This is a genomic window from Olivibacter sp. SA151 (genome assembly GCF_054130995.1).
The window spans coordinates 3,014,044-3,028,632 of record NZ_CP096391.1; the positions used below are offsets into that span (position 1 = coordinate 3,014,044).

Genomic DNA, 14,589 nt, shown 5'->3' on the forward strand with positions numbered 1-14,589 from the left:
AAGCATTTGGTAACATAAATTTTAATTATGGAGACTTTAATATTCAAGACTGATATTCAAACGCCTCTTATTAAGAGCAAACTACTGAGCGCGTTAGAAAATATTAAAGGCCTAAATCATTGGAGGCTCGATATCGAATCCATTTATAAACTGTTAATAATAAACGGTATTGGCATAAATTATCTCGAAGTCATCAATGAATTAGGGAAGATTGGTATTCACGCTATTCGTATGTACGAAGAATAGCTGTTTTTAACCTGATAATCAAAAAATCCCGGATATAATACCGGGATTTTAAGGTTGGTTGGTGATATAAAAAATATTAGGCAGATGTTAAGTTGTTGTAAAACTCCATTTTCGTGACTTCTATAACATGTTTATCACAAGAGTAGGTAATAATAAAACTATGAAAATGATTGTCAACCGTACTTTCATTTCCATAAAATAATACATCCATATAACGTACATATTCATAGTCTGACGTCAGGCGCTTGTCTATCCAAGCGTTTTGAAAAGGTTTAACTTCCAGATTCTTTATATCTATTCCTTTCGGCAATCTTTCCGGGTGTTGTAGAAAAAACCTTTTAAGATGATCAGCAAAGTCATTGAGTGCGACAAAGTTTCCCATAATACTTTATTGTTATGGGTAAAACTAGGTATTAACAACAATAGCTGTATATACATAAAGTACACAGAAAAGCGTAAAAAAATGCGCAAAAGGTTATCACGACCTTTTGCGTTGACTTTCTACATTCGGGAGAAAACCTGTTATAATTCCTATTAGCGGCAAAAAGGCACATATTTTAAATACATAATTGATACTTGTATGATCGGCTAACCACCCCAATAAAGCCGATCCTACACCGCCCATCCCGAAGGCAAATCCGAAAAAAAGACCTGCAATCATACCAACTTTGTCAGGAACTAAGTCTGTAGCATAGACTAAAATTGCCGAAAAAGCCGATGATATAATTACCCCTATAAGTACGGCTAAAATACCTGTCCAGAATAAATTTGCAAAAGGTAGAAGCAGCGTAAAGGGAGCAGCCCCTAATATGGATATCCAGATAATATACTTTCTTCCAAAGCGATCTCCCAAGGGCCCCCCAATCATTGTACCAGCTGCTACAGATGCTAGAAAAGCAAATAAGTACAGTTGAGATTGTTGTACACTAAGATGAAATTTCTCAATTAGGTAGAACGTAAAATAACTGGTCATACTAGCCATGTAGAAATATTTAGAGAATATTAAGACAAGCAGGATCCCGAGCGCTGTGAGAATACGTTTCTTAGAAAAAACCGGTGTGCTTATTGTTGTTTTACCCGATTTGACGCTTTTTAGATACAGATGTTCTTTATACCATTTCCCGATTTGCAAAAGAACTATGATAGCCAAAATAGCCGCCAAGGCAAACCAAATAATATTAAGTTGTCCATAAGGAACTACTATTAAGGCAGCCAACAATGGACCAATGGCACTGCCGGCATTACCGCCCAGTTGAAAAATAGATTGCGCCAATCCTTTTTTTCCACCAGACGCTAAGTGTGCCACTCTGGAAGATTCAGGATGAAATACAGAAGATCCCATTCCAATTAAACTTACTGCTATTAGTATGGGAATGAATCCGTTAGCTGTTGATAATAATATCAAGCCAAACAGCGTAAACGCCATGCCGATTGCAAGCGAATAAGGACGTGGAGTTCGATCGGTGTAATAGCCTACAAAAGGTTGCAATAGCGAAGCGGTTAGCTGAAATGTAAAAGTTATCATTCCGATTTGTGTAAATGATAAATGGAAGTTGCTCTTTATTAATGGATAGATTGCAGGGATTACCGACTGGATCATATCATTTAATAAATGCGTGAAACTAATGGTAAAGAGGATTGAATAAACTGTTTTTCTTACGTCAGAATCGAGCGTGCTATTGGTAAGCGTTTTCATTTTTTTAGATTGGAGAATTAGAGATTTTTGATTATTGTGAAATGTGTCCGATTATTTTTGCTGCTGTGTTCCAAGCTTTTTTGGCATTGCCTGCAATTATATCTTTTAGAAGCTGCTCGTGGAGTTGCTGTGTATTCCTAAAAACAGAAGTATCCGAATATATACTATGGAACCAATTTTTTAAATGAATCGAAACCATTTTATATAAGTCCGTTAAAATCTCATTTTGTGACGCCTCTGCAATGGAAATATGAAAGTTAACGTCGGCGTCAATGCAGTTTTCCAGCGAATCAGCATCAGCAGCTTTTTTACGAGCATATAGATGAGTTTGTATCTGAATAATATCTCGTTCTGTTCGGTTAATTGCGGCTTTCTCCGCAATCTTCATTTCCAACAATTGCCTAACCTCATCCAGTTCTTTAAAGTCTGCCCGTTTAAATCGCTGTTCGATAGGCTCCTTATGAATATGATTATTTTCCACAAAAGTACCGATACCTTGTTGTACTCGCAATAAACCGGAATTAACTAAGATTTTAACGGCTTCCCTAATAGTAGAACGACCAACTCCAAAAGACTTCATTAACTCCGATTCGATCGGAAGCTTCTCATGTAATTTATAATTTCCGTTAAGAATTTGTTTTTGAAGTTTAGATGCCACTTCGTCGGCAAGTGATTTTCGCTGTATTACTGTTTTCATTATACTACTTTATTCATCATATCATCAGATGAATGTGCAAATGTAATAAATGATTTATAAAATCAAAGCCCATCGAGAGCTTGTTGTACATTATTCTTCTTAGTGTTGTGTTTTATATTGTTTACCTCATTTAATCCATCAACATGAAGGTGCCTTGCGATGAACTGCAAAAAATATTTTTTTTAGTGTTTAATGGAAAAGAAAGTGTTTTTTTGTAAAAAATAGAAGACTGATATGAACGTATATTGGATAGATCATTTTAAGTTAATCGCCTGACATCAAAAATGAGGTTGACTCGGGTATTACACTCAATTAGATTTGGCCTATATTATAGATCATAAGAATCATAGTAGCGATATATTATAATAACTAGACCATCATTTTTTTATAAACTTGTATATGGATTCCCCGCATATTAATCGTCAATTTGAAAATATACAATCTATTTTTTCAGGTGAGTTATATTACAATGACAGCCCTGAGCATCATGCCGTGCGACTCGCGTATTCTACCGATGCTTCTGTATACCAAGAGTTGCCCATAGCCGTAGCTGTTCCGAAGAACGAAAACGACTTAAGGGTGTTAATAGATTTTGCTAAACAAACGGGAATCACCTTGATACCGAGAACTGCTGGAACCTCATTAGCAGGGCAGGTTGTTGGGAAAGGTATTATTATCGATGTATCTAAGCACTTTAACAAGATTTTAGAAATAAATCAGGAAGAGCGTTGGGTAAGAGTACAGCCAGGCGTAATAAGAGATGATTTAAATGCGTTCTTAAAAGACTACGGCCTAATGTTTGGCCCGGAAACTTCCACTGCAAGCCGAGCCATGATCGGCGGGATGATTGGGAATAATTCGAGTGGTTTGCATTCAATCGTTTGGGGTGATACACGGAGTCATCTATTGGCGACGAAAGTCTTATTGGATGATGGTAGTTCTGCTATTTTTGAAGCACTCGATGAGCCAAGTCTTTTTAGTAAGCTAAAGCAAAACGATAGGGAAGGTGAAATATACAGAGCGGTTAATGCCCTGTTAAGTGACAAAGGAAACCAAGCGACCATTAAACAGGGCTATCCTAAACATTCAATTACAAGACGCAATACAGGATATGCTTTGGATCTATTGGCAAAGCCCAACGAAGTCTTTAACTTTTGTAAATTGATAGCTGGTTCCGAAGGTACTTTAGCACTGGTTACCGAAGCTAAATTAAACCTTATCCCGCTACCACCTCAGGAGGTAGGAATACTCTGTATACATTGCCATTCGCTTATTGAATCTTTGCATGCCAATATTACAGCCCTAGCACACCACCCTGAAGCGTCCGAACTAGTGGACAAATACATTCTTGATTTCACGAAAGATCATCCCACTTACCGGTATAATCGTTTCTTTATTGAAGGTGATCCGGCCGCTTTATTAATGGTCGAGTTCCGGGACCATGATGTAGAAGGTGTAGTCAATAAAGCAAATACATTAAAATCGGCTTTAGCGTCCAACAATATAGGCTATGCTTATCCGCTTATTACAGGTAGTCGCACCAATTTGGTTTGGGACGTTCGTAAAGCTGGATTAGGGCTGATCCGTAATTTACCTGGAGACACACAGCCTGTGAACCTAATTGAAGATTGTGCTGTTTCACCTGAAGATCTTCCTTCTTATATAGAAGAAGTTCAGGCTATATTAACCAAATACGATACAAAGGCTTCCTATTATGCACATGCGGGAGCCGGCGAGCTACACGTTGAACCTTTGATTAATCTAAAAACAGCCGACGGAAGGCATAAATTCAGAGCGATATTGGCCGAAACGGCTGTTTTGGTAAAAAAATACAATGGATCGCTAAGCGGAGAGCATGGCGATGGTCGTTTGCGGGGAGAATTTATAAAGACGGTGTTAGGAGAGGAGGTTTATCTGCTTTTAGAAAAAATCAAATCTATTTTCGACGCTTCTTCTATTTTTAATGCGAATAAAATTGTCCGCACACCGCCGATGGACAAATTTCTACGATACGAAACAGACACCTCTGCTATTCACATAAATACAATTTTTGACTATCAAAAACAAGAGAATATTCTTCGTTTAGCCGAAAAGTGTTCAGGTTCCGGAGACTGTAGAAAATCACATATAACAGGAGGCACGATGTGTCCCTCTTATATGGCAACTCGTGAGGAGAAAGATACAACAAGAGCACGTGCTAACATGCTTCGGCAGTTTTTAACCCATTCCACTAAAGAGAATCGCTTTGATCATGCAGAAATCAAAGAAGTGATGGATCTGTGTCTAAGTTGCAAGGCCTGTAAAACGGAATGTCCTTCTGCGGTTGATGTAACAAAAATGAAGGCAGAGTTTTTGCAACATTACTACGATGCGAATGGGACGCCCTTTAGAACATGGCTCATCGCAAATTTCACCAAGTCTCAAAAGATAGGGAGTTATGCGCCCCGTCTGTATAATGCTGTTATCAAGAACCGTGTTTTATCGTCATTAGTAAAAGGTGCCATTGGCTTCGCTCCGGAACGATCCTTGCCTGAAATTGGCAACACAACCCTTCGAAAGTGGATACAACGACAAAAGCCGCAAGATCTAGCTGTTGGGCAAACGGTATATCTCTTTTGCGATGAATTTACCGATTACAACGACACGGGGATCGGACAAACAGCTTTTAAACTGTTGAGTGCATTGGGGTACCAAGTAAAATTAATTAATCATAAAGAGAGTGGCCGCACATACCTGTCGAAAGGTCTACTACGAAAGGCAAAAAAAATAGCCAATCAAAATGTTTTGGCATTCAAAGACGTAGTTTCTGATAAAAGCCCATTGATAGGTATCGAACCTTCGGCGATTCTCACTTTTAGAGATGAATATTTAGATTTAGTTGATAAAGATCTGGTATCCGACGCGCAGCGGATAGCAAGACATGCTTTACTAATCGATGAGTTTATTGCACAGGAAATAGATCGTGGAAACATAAAAAAAGAGCAATTTAAAGCAATCGAAAAAAAAATCAAATTACATGGACATTGCTATCAGAAGGCATTTCACTTGGTTGCCCAAACAGAAAAAATATTGAAGTTTCCAACTGGACATGAAGTAGAGGTCATTCCCTCCGGTTGTTGTGGAATGGCAGGCTCTTTCGGCTACGAAAAGGAACACTACCATGTTTCGCAGCAAGTAGGCGAATTGGTCTTATTGCCTTCGATACGCTCGACAGATTCCAGTGAAATAATTGCCGCGCCGGGCACAAGTTGTCGACATCAAATAAAAGATGCAACCAGCCGTAAAGCATATCACCCTGTTGAGATACTCTGGGATGCATTGGTTAAATAGTCATGCATAAGCGAAGGTAGGTTAAAAATATATCCAAAAAAAAATTCACCCGATGGCAGGTAAATTTGCTTCAAGGATATAAAACGAATATTGGTGAATAAAGGACTGCGGTTAAAAAGGCGTAATTTACCTTGTTATACTACTGGTTATATAGTTTTGCCAATGCTCCTTTTCATCGCCATCTAATACGTCGACAAAAGATTTGGCAATCTCCATTTCGTGCGCGTTACTTAGGTCGAGGGCTTCGATGTTTGCTTCAACGATTTCAGTGCAAAAAGCAGGCCCAAAGCTGTACGCTTTAATGCGTTCTAATTCCTTATAACCAATTTCGGTTGCGTATAGGTATAAAATTTCTTCGGGAATCTCGAAGTCGCCATCAGCTTCATATCCAATATACTGAAAGCAACCGCTTTTCCAAACAAGGAAAAGTATTTCATGGTTCAAAGATTCTCCAAAAAACACGTATATCCTCTTCAGTAAGAGATCCGCAACATCACGATCAAACAGTTCGTGTAACACCGTATCTAACGTTTTAACATATTTAAGAAAGAGTGCGGAATTCAATGATTGCTGAAAATACTGGGTGATGACATCATAAATTTCGTCCTCGGTTTTGCCTTGCAAAATCTGTTTTGCCGCCAAATTTATTAGGTTATATTCTTCGTCTTTTTTTTTCCGATATCCTTTATGCTGCAAATCAAGCGTCTGGGGTAGTGTTATTTTAGCTTCTATATCTAGAAGTTGCATAGCAATATCCCAATCTTTTCTGTTTGTCGCTAAATGGCAATTATGACCGATATAACCACCTTTTTTCTTGTCTGGTTTTTTTTCACCAATGACAACATCTCCACTGTCGATTGCTAGTGGCGTCGAACTAAAGCCGCGAATATGAACGAATAAGGATTCTTCTTCAGGTAATGCGATTATCCCGAATCCTTTTTGATTATCAAACCATTTCACTGCACCGATGAACATGGCCTGGAGTTTTTGATTATGATTCAACGGCGATAAAAGTAAGCATTATTCGTTACAATACCAGTATTTTTTTTATTATTTATTGATTATCAAATTAATGTAAACAGAATCTTATGGAATATGGGTAGCTTTCACAAAAACCACCAATTACTCTCATAATTCCGGTCAATAACCTATAGCGTTTCTAGGCTTTCAAGGGCTCTATTTAAGAAGTCAGGATATCCGGAGATACATCTCAGTTATTCGTTTTGCGATATTATGCGATTTTGCATAATATTGCAAAATGAATAACACTTCAATAAATGGAATTAATCCCGCTAAAGCGCGTTCCGCAACACAATATATTTTTTTGATATGTGGATTGGGAATTTCCAGTTGGGCTCCTATGGTTCCCTATGCTAAGGAAAGACTAGGCCTTAATGATGCAGACCTAGGTTTACTGCTTCTTCTTCTGGGAGCCGGGGCCATTACAATGATGCCCTTGACGGGTGTTATGACAACGAGATATGGGAGTCGACCGGTTATTCTGTATTCAACCTTAATTATGGCCCTTAGCTTACCGATGCTGCTTTTGATGACGTCTCCTATCTTGATGGGAATCATGCTTTTTATATTTGGTGCTGCTGTCGGCACCATTGATGTAGCCATGAATGCGCACGGCGTACAGGTTCAAAATATCTTTACTAAACCGATCATGTCCTCGCTTCATGGACTATTCAGCGTGGGAGGGCTATTGGGATCTTTGGGGTTAGGCTTCTTTATTAGATTCGGTCTGGAGCCAATTGTAGCCGCTATTAGTATTTCACTTTTGTTGTTACTTATCGTTTGCAGCCAATACACCAATTTGCTTTCAGCAGATTCGGAGATAAAATTACGAAAATCCAATTCCTCGGAAGTTATTGACGGGCAGGGGGGCTTCTCTTGGATGAAAGGAAGTGTTCTATTTCTAGGTGCCATGTGCTTTATCGTTTTTCTATCAGAAGGAGCTATGTTGGATTGGAGTGCCGTTTATCTCCGGGAAATTAGGTATGTAGAACCTGAATTTGCAGGTAGCGGTTATGCTGCTTTTTCAATAGCAATGGCAATTATGCGTTTAGTTGGTGATCGAATTGTGGCGCGTGTAGACGGAAAGCGAGTCGTAGTAGGTGGAAGCTTATTGGCAGCGTTTGGATTGTCATTGGTCGTTTTCGTTCCCTGGATTTCAGGTACATTATTTGGATTTGTTCTTCTCGGATTGGGAGCTGCCAATATCGTTCCGGTATTTTTTACCGAAGGAGGACGAATAAATGGCCTTTCTCCAACCGTAACGATTCCGGCTATTACGACAATGGGATATGCCGGGCAATTAATAGGGCCGGCAATTCTCGGGTTCATCGCCTATAACTTTTCGCTTCCAATAGCATTCGCATGTATCGGCTTAATGCTTTTACTGGTAGCTTTGAGTTATAGCGTTCGTAGAAACGAGCGATCTAAACTGTTGAAAAACTATTCAGAATAATTTAAGGAGAAACCGTATGCTAGATGTAAAATGCATAATATTTGATTGCGATGGTGTCCTGGTAGATACCGAGTCCATTATGATTTCCGTTTTATTGGAAATGGCAGGGGAGCCGGCTGTGATAGATTTGGAAGAAGCACTCAAACTTTTTAGTGGCCGACAAATTTTGGAAACCATCAAGATATTGGAAGAGCGGCGGGGAAAAGCTTTTCCAGAGAATTTTGAGATTGAGTTCCGTAGAAAAGCGTATGAACGGTTCAAACAAGAGGTACGGCCGATAGCCGGTGTAAGCGAACTATTGTCAACTATAAAACTTCCCTACTGTGTCGCTTCAAGCGGACCCCGGGAGAAAATTGAATTGAATCTTCAGGTGACGGGCCTGATACGTTTCTTTGAACCTCATCGAATTTTTAGCTCTTACGAAATTGATAGCTGGAAGCCTGATCCAGGTATATTTTTATACGCTGCTAAATCAATGGGGTATAAGCCTTCTGAATGTGTGGTTATAGAAGACAGTTTAGCAGGTATAACGGCTGGCTTGGCTGGCGGTTTTCGTATTTATGCCTTTGCAAATGGTTATGATGAAAACGAATGGATCGACGAACGCGTACAGGTGTTCCGGAAAATGAGTGAATTGCCTGCACTATTGGGTATTTAAAAGTATTAATAGCAACCTGTAAATGGTAAAAGAGCAACGATTAGATCATATTTTGACGGTCCTAAAGGGCTCAGAAATGGTCACTTATGAATTATTGGCACAGAGTCTAAAAGTATCAGAAGATACGATAAGGAGAGATATTGACATCCTTCACAAAAATGGCCTCCTATCTAAAGTAAGAGGAGGAGCAATTTTGCGATCTAGGAATCCTTTAACTTTTCAGGATCGATCGTCTTACTTAAAGAAGGGTAAAGATGTCATCGCCCTCAAAGCACAACAATTTGTTAAGAACGGTCAAACGATATTTATGGATGGAGGAACTACGATTTGTGCAGTGGCCACACAGTTTCCGTTTAATGCACATTTTCGCGTGGTAACCAACAATCAGGCATTGGTACCCATATTGGCAAAGAATAAAGGGATAGAAATCGTTGTTTTAGGCGGGGTTTATAATCGTGATACAGAAACCAACGTCGGAACCAGAACTTGTCAGGAAGTCTCGATGTATGTTGCTGATGCCTATTTGATGGGAGCTTGTGCTGCAGATCCCAATCATGGAATAACTGCCCGCATACGAGAAGACGGAGATGTAAAGCAGAGTATGATGAATGCGGCGTTGAAAACTATTGTATTAAGTAATCACGAAAAACTGAACCATCATGATTTTTTTAAAGTTTGTGATCTTGCCTCTGTTGATGTACTTGTTACAGATCTTCCCAGCGAAGATAAAAGGCTGGATCTGTTTCGTAACAAGGAAACCCTCATTGTCTGAATAATATTATATTCTTACGTCGTTATTGTCGTTAAGCTTGTAATGAAACTTTTTGTCCACTCCGACAGGATTCATAAATCGCATCAATAATCTGTAAGTCCTTTAAGCCTTCCATTCCGTCTACAGGAACAATCGCTTTATGTCCGTCCAAAATAATACCGGCCATTTCATCCATTTGCACTGTTTGGTGCGTTTTGTGCGGTTGTGTTAATGGTCCGATATGTGTTTTACCTTCTATTGGACCGTACCCTGTTGAAGGCTGCAGCTCGGCAAAACCTTTTTCACCATTTAAAAAGAAACGATCCAAATTATTCATATTGTACGTTGATAAGCACGATGCAACTGCACCACTTGGAAATCCCATTTGAAATTGAATCGTTTCGTCTACACCATCTTTAAATTTCTGTGGATCAGTTTTTGTCTCTTGCGCGGTGACCCAAACAGGTTCTTCACCTACCATGTAACGGGCGCCATTTATAGCGTAAATCCCTATATCCATCAAAGAGCCACCACCCGCTAGGTCTTTGTCTAATCTCCATTGATTCGGATCACCTATCTTAAAGCCGGACAGGCCCTGAAAAAATAAAATTTTCCCAAATTCGCCTTCCTTTCTCATCCGAACAATCTCCAACGTCTTGGGCTCAAAATGCATGCGATAACCCACCAAGAGCTTAACATTAGCCTCGCGGCATGCGTTTACCATGTCTTGTCCTTCCTTTGCGTTAAGAGCCATCGGTTTCTCACATATGACGTGTTTCCCTGCTTTTGCTGCCCTTATCACATGGTCGTGATGAAGCGCATTAGGCGTAATAACATAAACTGCATCAATATCGGTATTTTCTTTTATGTTATCAAAATTTTCATAGTTGTAGCAGTTTTTATCAGGTATATCATATTTCTCTTGCCAAGCTTTTATTTTCGAAGGAGTGCCACTAATAACACCTACAAGTTTGGCTCGTCTGCAAGACTGCATTGCTTCACCGACACGTGTACCGTAACCACCCAAGCCCATAATAGCTACTCTTAGTGGACGATCGTCAAAAAAAGGAAATTTGCTCGATAAAAACGGTATACCAGCCGTTGAAATTGCTAATCTATGTATAAATTCCCGACGCGAATGCATATAAGTTTATTTAAAAATGATTTAACTTAACTAACTAACAAAATACTTAAAACAAATGTTTTACTCAATCTGTGGAAAATCAACAAACAATACACTCACGAATGGGAATAAATGCCCAAGCTTCCACATGTAGATTAATATAAGGTTATTTTTTTGTGAAAAATTGTAGTTTAAACATGTATTTTATCGCTATATTACATAGCTAATATACAAAAACAGGAAATTTCCTGTATTTTTTTGTGCTTTTTCCTCTAGTGGTTACGCTAATTGTCTCGTTTCTTTGTGTAGCAAAATAAAATTACTACCAACTAATGAGAAAAACTATGGACAAGCATTATGGCGAAATTATCGAAAGAACAATTAGACGTAACGGTTATAGTATCAGTGAACTAGCCAGACTGATGAAAGTAAACCGTAGATCCATTTATAACTGGTTTAATCAACCCAAGTTCAAACCGGAAATCATCTTCAAAATAGGTTGCGCTTTGAAGCACGACTTTTCAAATGAATTTCCCGAGCTGTTTTCATCAGAAGAGTTTCAGCATGCATTCAACAATAGTAAGCTGTTGAACACCGCTTTACTGAGTGAAGAGCGTGAGAAAATAAACTATTGGAAAGATAAATATATCAATCTACTAGAAGAATACAATCAGATTTTGGCGATAAGCAGTAATAAGATAAATACGCTATCCTATCCTTCTATGTAAGGTATACTATCCTATGAAAACACAAAAGACAAGGCTAACTTTTAGTTGGCCTTGTCTTTTGTGTGACTTAATGTAGTTAGGCTGGCAAACTGATTATCTCGAGAGCTTTATTTCCACTCTTCTGTTTTGCGACCTACCTTCTTCCGTTTCGTTAGTAGCCACCGGTTTGGTTGCTCCGAAGCCCTGCGCGGTTAAATTATCCGGACTTATACCTGCATTTACCAAATAAAGTTTGACGGCGTTGGCGCGATCAACCGATAGAGCCATGTTATGTTCAGCTGATCCTTCTAGGGAAGCATGCCCATTAATGGTGAACTTAACAGAGGGGTCTTTCTTCATTTCTCGTACGATTTGATCCAATACACTATAAGAAGCGGTTTTTAGCACCCCTGAATCGAACTCAAACAAAATATTTTTAAAGTTATAATTGGGTTTCTCAACGACCGGTTCTTCCTCCTTTTCTTCGACAGGCGCAGGCTCCGGTTCTTTCTCTTTTACCGGCTCTTCCTTTTTAACTGTTTCAACGACGGCATTTGGCTGCACAGCCATCTTCTTGGATTTACAAGCTTGCATACTCACAAAAACAGCAAGTAAAATAACAAATGGATAGGTTTTCTTAATATTCATCACGCATAAAATTTCTGTAAACATAAGGAATATCCAGAACATAGAAAAGATTCTCTATGTGAGTACCTCTAAAAAGGCTATCTTGAAGCTCTTTCATTAGGAACTAAAGTCAACTAAAACTTTAATGACAGCAGATGAAGTACTTGTGCAAGTTTTAAAAGCTTCATGAATGTGATCCGCTTCAAATTGATGTGTGATATATTTTTCCGGATCGACAGCCTTTTCTTTCACGTTTTTTATAACGTGCTCGAAATCTTGTATAGTGGCATTTCGACTGCTCATTAATGTAAGTTCGCGTTTATGAAAGGCAGGATGATTGAATATAATATCGCCTTTTTGAAGGCCAATCAATATATACTCGCCACCATGAGCAACATATTCAAATGCACGATTGATCGCATTTAAATTCCCGGTACAATCAAATACAGCTATTGGCATTTCTCCGTTCGTTATTGTACGCAGCGAATCCATGGAATCTTCTACAGTAGCTAAAATCGTGTAAGGTATGTTGAGCGCCTCTTTGCAAAACTGTAAACGATTGGGATTGATATCCATAGCAATAACTATTGCACCACGCACCTTTGCCATTTCCATGGTACCAAGACCAATTGGACCCGCGCCTATGACTAACACAAAATCGCCCGCTACGAAGTGAGCCCTAGCTACACCGTGTGCACCAATCGCAAGAGGCTCAATTAGAGCCAGTTGTTGTATGTTAAGCTGGTTTTCTTTAATAATCAGATGATTTGGTACACTTATATAACGGCGCATACCGCCATCAATATGCACGCCGATCACTTGCATTTGAGCGCAGCAATTTGTTTTTCCTTTTCTGCAGGCGATACATTTTCCGCAATGAAGATAAGGCATAACAGTAACCAAATCTCCTTTTTCTAAGTTTGAATCAGGGGTCGTCTCAAGTATTCTTCCCGCCAATTCATGTCCAAGGATTCTTGGATACTCGAAGTAAGGCTGAGTACCGTCAAAAGCATGTATGTCGGTGCCACATATGCCAACATTCTCTATCTGTATGATACTATGACCTGCCGATAGACGCGGAACCGTTGATTGAACTATCTCTAATTTACCAGGTTCTTGACATATAATTGTTTTCATTTCTCTTAAGTTTTTCGAATACAAATAAGACGCATTTTAACGATTTTTCATTTAAAACAATTAGCCTATTGTTACGGGATTTTAACTTTGTATATTCCATATTGTTCAAATAAAGAAAAATAGCCTTATTTTTATAGATTATCATATTGAATATTGTTGTTTTATGAGTTCTGGTATGAGAGCGCAGAACGGTTCATATTTTCGGCAATGAAAACTAATATAACAGTGGTTTAATGAAAGTTGAGCAAATTGTTTTACATTCAGGGCATTCGAGCTCTTTTCAGGTTCGTAAAGAGCTAAAAGCAAACATCAATAATCGATGGCATTGCCACGCCGAATTAGAACTCATACACTTTCATCAGGGAAGTGGCACTCAGTTCGTAGGAGATCATATTCAGCGATTTAAAGCTGGCGACATCGTGTTGGTCGGTTCAAATTTACCTCATTATTGGCGTTACGATGCAGAATACGACGAAAGTAATGAGCAACCTTATTCGACGGTTATACACTTCCATGAAAAATTTTTAGGCGCAGCATGGCTTAGTTTACCGGAGTTTCGCTTGTTTAAGCATTTGTTTGATTCGGCACAACGAGGAATTATGCTAAAAGGACACGAGCATCCAATTGTTGTTGATCTCATGGCAGCTATATATGAATTAGAGGGATTCAATCGGTTAATGTCTCTACTAACCTGTTTACATTATATAGCGAACATTAAGTCACCCTGTGTACTAGCCTCCGTTGGTTTTTCCTATAAACACAGTGAAAATGAAACAAATCGCCTGCATAGTATTTACAACTACACCCTTAAAAATTTTAGAAATAAAATCGAATTAGATCAGGTAGCCGCCATAGCTGATTTAGTACCCAGTTCTTTCTGCCGATATTTTAAAAATCGCACCGGGAAAACTTATACGCGGTTTTTACAGGAAGTCCGTATTGGTTATGCCTGTAAGCTTTTAGTAGAAAACAAAGGTACAATCAAGCAGATATGTTACGAAAGTGGATTTAGCAATTATACCTCATTTCACGAAATTTTTAAATCGGTAACAGGTAAAACCCCTAAAACGTATCTACAGCTACACGGAGTGGGATAAACCAATGTAATCTATAAGCATATGTTGGAATGCTAAAAAAATTAGTG

At 38.8% G+C, this 14,589-nt stretch carries 14 protein-coding genes; 7 read left to right on the forward strand and 7 right to left on the reverse strand.

Annotation, left to right across the window (positions count from 1 at the left end; all coding sequences use genetic code 11):
* The first annotated feature begins 27 nt into the window (after positions 1-27).
* Complete coding sequence (locus M1D52_RS12325) at positions 28-246, forward strand: hypothetical protein (protein WP_437392696.1); 219 nt, start codon at positions 28-30, stop codon at positions 244-246.
* A 76-nt stretch (positions 247-322) separates the two neighbouring features.
* Here the strand turns inward: M1D52_RS12325 and M1D52_RS12330 are convergent, their stop codons facing one another.
* The 3 genes from M1D52_RS12330 to M1D52_RS12340 form a co-directional block, all read right to left on the reverse strand.
* Positions 323-628, reverse strand: coding sequence for a hypothetical protein (locus M1D52_RS12330; RefSeq protein ID WP_013667105.1), 306 nt, complete (start codon positions 626-628; stop codon positions 323-325).
* Positions 629-724: 96 nt separating this feature from the next.
* On the reverse strand, positions 725-1,942 hold the full coding sequence (locus M1D52_RS12335; RefSeq protein WP_130855866.1) for an MFS transporter: 1,218 nt from the start codon (positions 1,940-1,942) through the stop codon (positions 725-727).
* Between the two features lie 31 nt (positions 1,943-1,973).
* Entirely contained in the window at positions 1,974-2,639 is a 666-nt protein-coding gene (locus tag M1D52_RS12340) for a FadR/GntR family transcriptional regulator (protein ID WP_013667103.1), read from the reverse strand.
* A 399-nt stretch (positions 2,640-3,038) separates the two neighbouring features.
* Between M1D52_RS12340 and M1D52_RS12345 the strand changes: the two genes are divergently transcribed.
* Positions 3,039-5,969 carry an FAD-binding and (Fe-S)-binding domain-containing protein gene (locus M1D52_RS12345; protein WP_437392697.1) on the forward strand — a complete coding sequence of 977 codons (2,931 nt, stop codon included), beginning with the start codon at positions 3,039-3,041 and terminating at the stop codon, positions 5,967-5,969.
* Between the two features lie 126 nt (positions 5,970-6,095).
* Here the strand turns inward: M1D52_RS12345 and M1D52_RS12350 are convergent, their stop codons facing one another.
* Positions 6,096-6,944: a cold-shock protein gene (locus M1D52_RS12350; protein WP_130855869.1), complete on the reverse strand. Its 849-nt coding sequence runs from the start codon at positions 6,942-6,944 to the stop codon at positions 6,096-6,098.
* 283 nt (positions 6,945-7,227) lie between these two features.
* Between M1D52_RS12350 and M1D52_RS12355 the strand changes: the two genes are divergently transcribed.
* Genes M1D52_RS12355 through M1D52_RS12365 form a run of 3 tightly spaced genes read left to right on the forward strand, consistent with a single transcriptional unit; the run spans position 7,228 to position 9,872 of the window.
* Positions 7,228-8,442 carry an MFS transporter gene (locus M1D52_RS12355; protein WP_437392698.1) on the forward strand — a complete coding sequence of 405 codons (1,215 nt, stop codon included), beginning with the start codon at positions 7,228-7,230 and terminating at the stop codon, positions 8,440-8,442.
* A gap of 16 nt (positions 8,443-8,458) precedes the next feature.
* Positions 8,459-9,100 (forward strand): HAD family hydrolase, encoded by a 642-nt coding sequence (locus M1D52_RS12360; protein ID WP_437392699.1) that lies wholly within the window; start codon positions 8,459-8,461, stop codon positions 9,098-9,100.
* 22 nt (positions 9,101-9,122) lie between these two features.
* A complete protein-coding gene (locus M1D52_RS12365; RefSeq protein ID WP_437392700.1) occupies positions 9,123-9,872 on the forward strand; it encodes a DeoR/GlpR family DNA-binding transcription regulator in 750 nt (249 codons plus the stop codon).
* A gap of 31 nt (positions 9,873-9,903) precedes the next feature.
* Here the strand turns inward: M1D52_RS12365 and M1D52_RS12370 are convergent, their stop codons facing one another.
* A complete protein-coding gene (locus M1D52_RS12370; RefSeq protein ID WP_437392701.1) occupies positions 9,904-10,995 on the reverse strand; it encodes a Gfo/Idh/MocA family protein in 1,092 nt (363 codons plus the stop codon).
* 323 nt (positions 10,996-11,318) lie between these two features.
* Between M1D52_RS12370 and M1D52_RS12375 the strand changes: the two genes are divergently transcribed.
* A complete protein-coding gene (locus M1D52_RS12375; protein WP_013667096.1) occupies positions 11,319-11,702 on the forward strand; it encodes a helix-turn-helix domain-containing protein in 384 nt (127 codons plus the stop codon).
* Positions 11,703-11,795: 93 nt separating this feature from the next.
* Here M1D52_RS12375 and M1D52_RS12380 read toward each other — a convergent pair whose 3' ends face one another.
* Positions 11,796-12,329: an OmpA family protein gene (locus M1D52_RS12380; protein ID WP_013667095.1), complete on the reverse strand. Its 534-nt coding sequence runs from the start codon at positions 12,327-12,329 to the stop codon at positions 11,796-11,798.
* Positions 12,330-12,425: 96 nt separating this feature from the next.
* Complete coding sequence (locus M1D52_RS12385) at positions 12,426-13,445, reverse strand: zinc-binding alcohol dehydrogenase family protein (RefSeq protein ID WP_437392702.1); 1,020 nt, start codon at positions 13,443-13,445, stop codon at positions 12,426-12,428.
* A 233-nt stretch (positions 13,446-13,678) separates the two neighbouring features.
* Between M1D52_RS12385 and M1D52_RS12390 the strand changes: the two genes are divergently transcribed.
* Positions 13,679-14,542 carry an AraC family transcriptional regulator gene (locus M1D52_RS12390; RefSeq protein WP_437392703.1) on the forward strand — a complete coding sequence of 288 codons (864 nt, stop codon included), beginning with the start codon at positions 13,679-13,681 and terminating at the stop codon, positions 14,540-14,542.
* Positions 14,543-14,589: the final 47 nt, after the last annotated feature.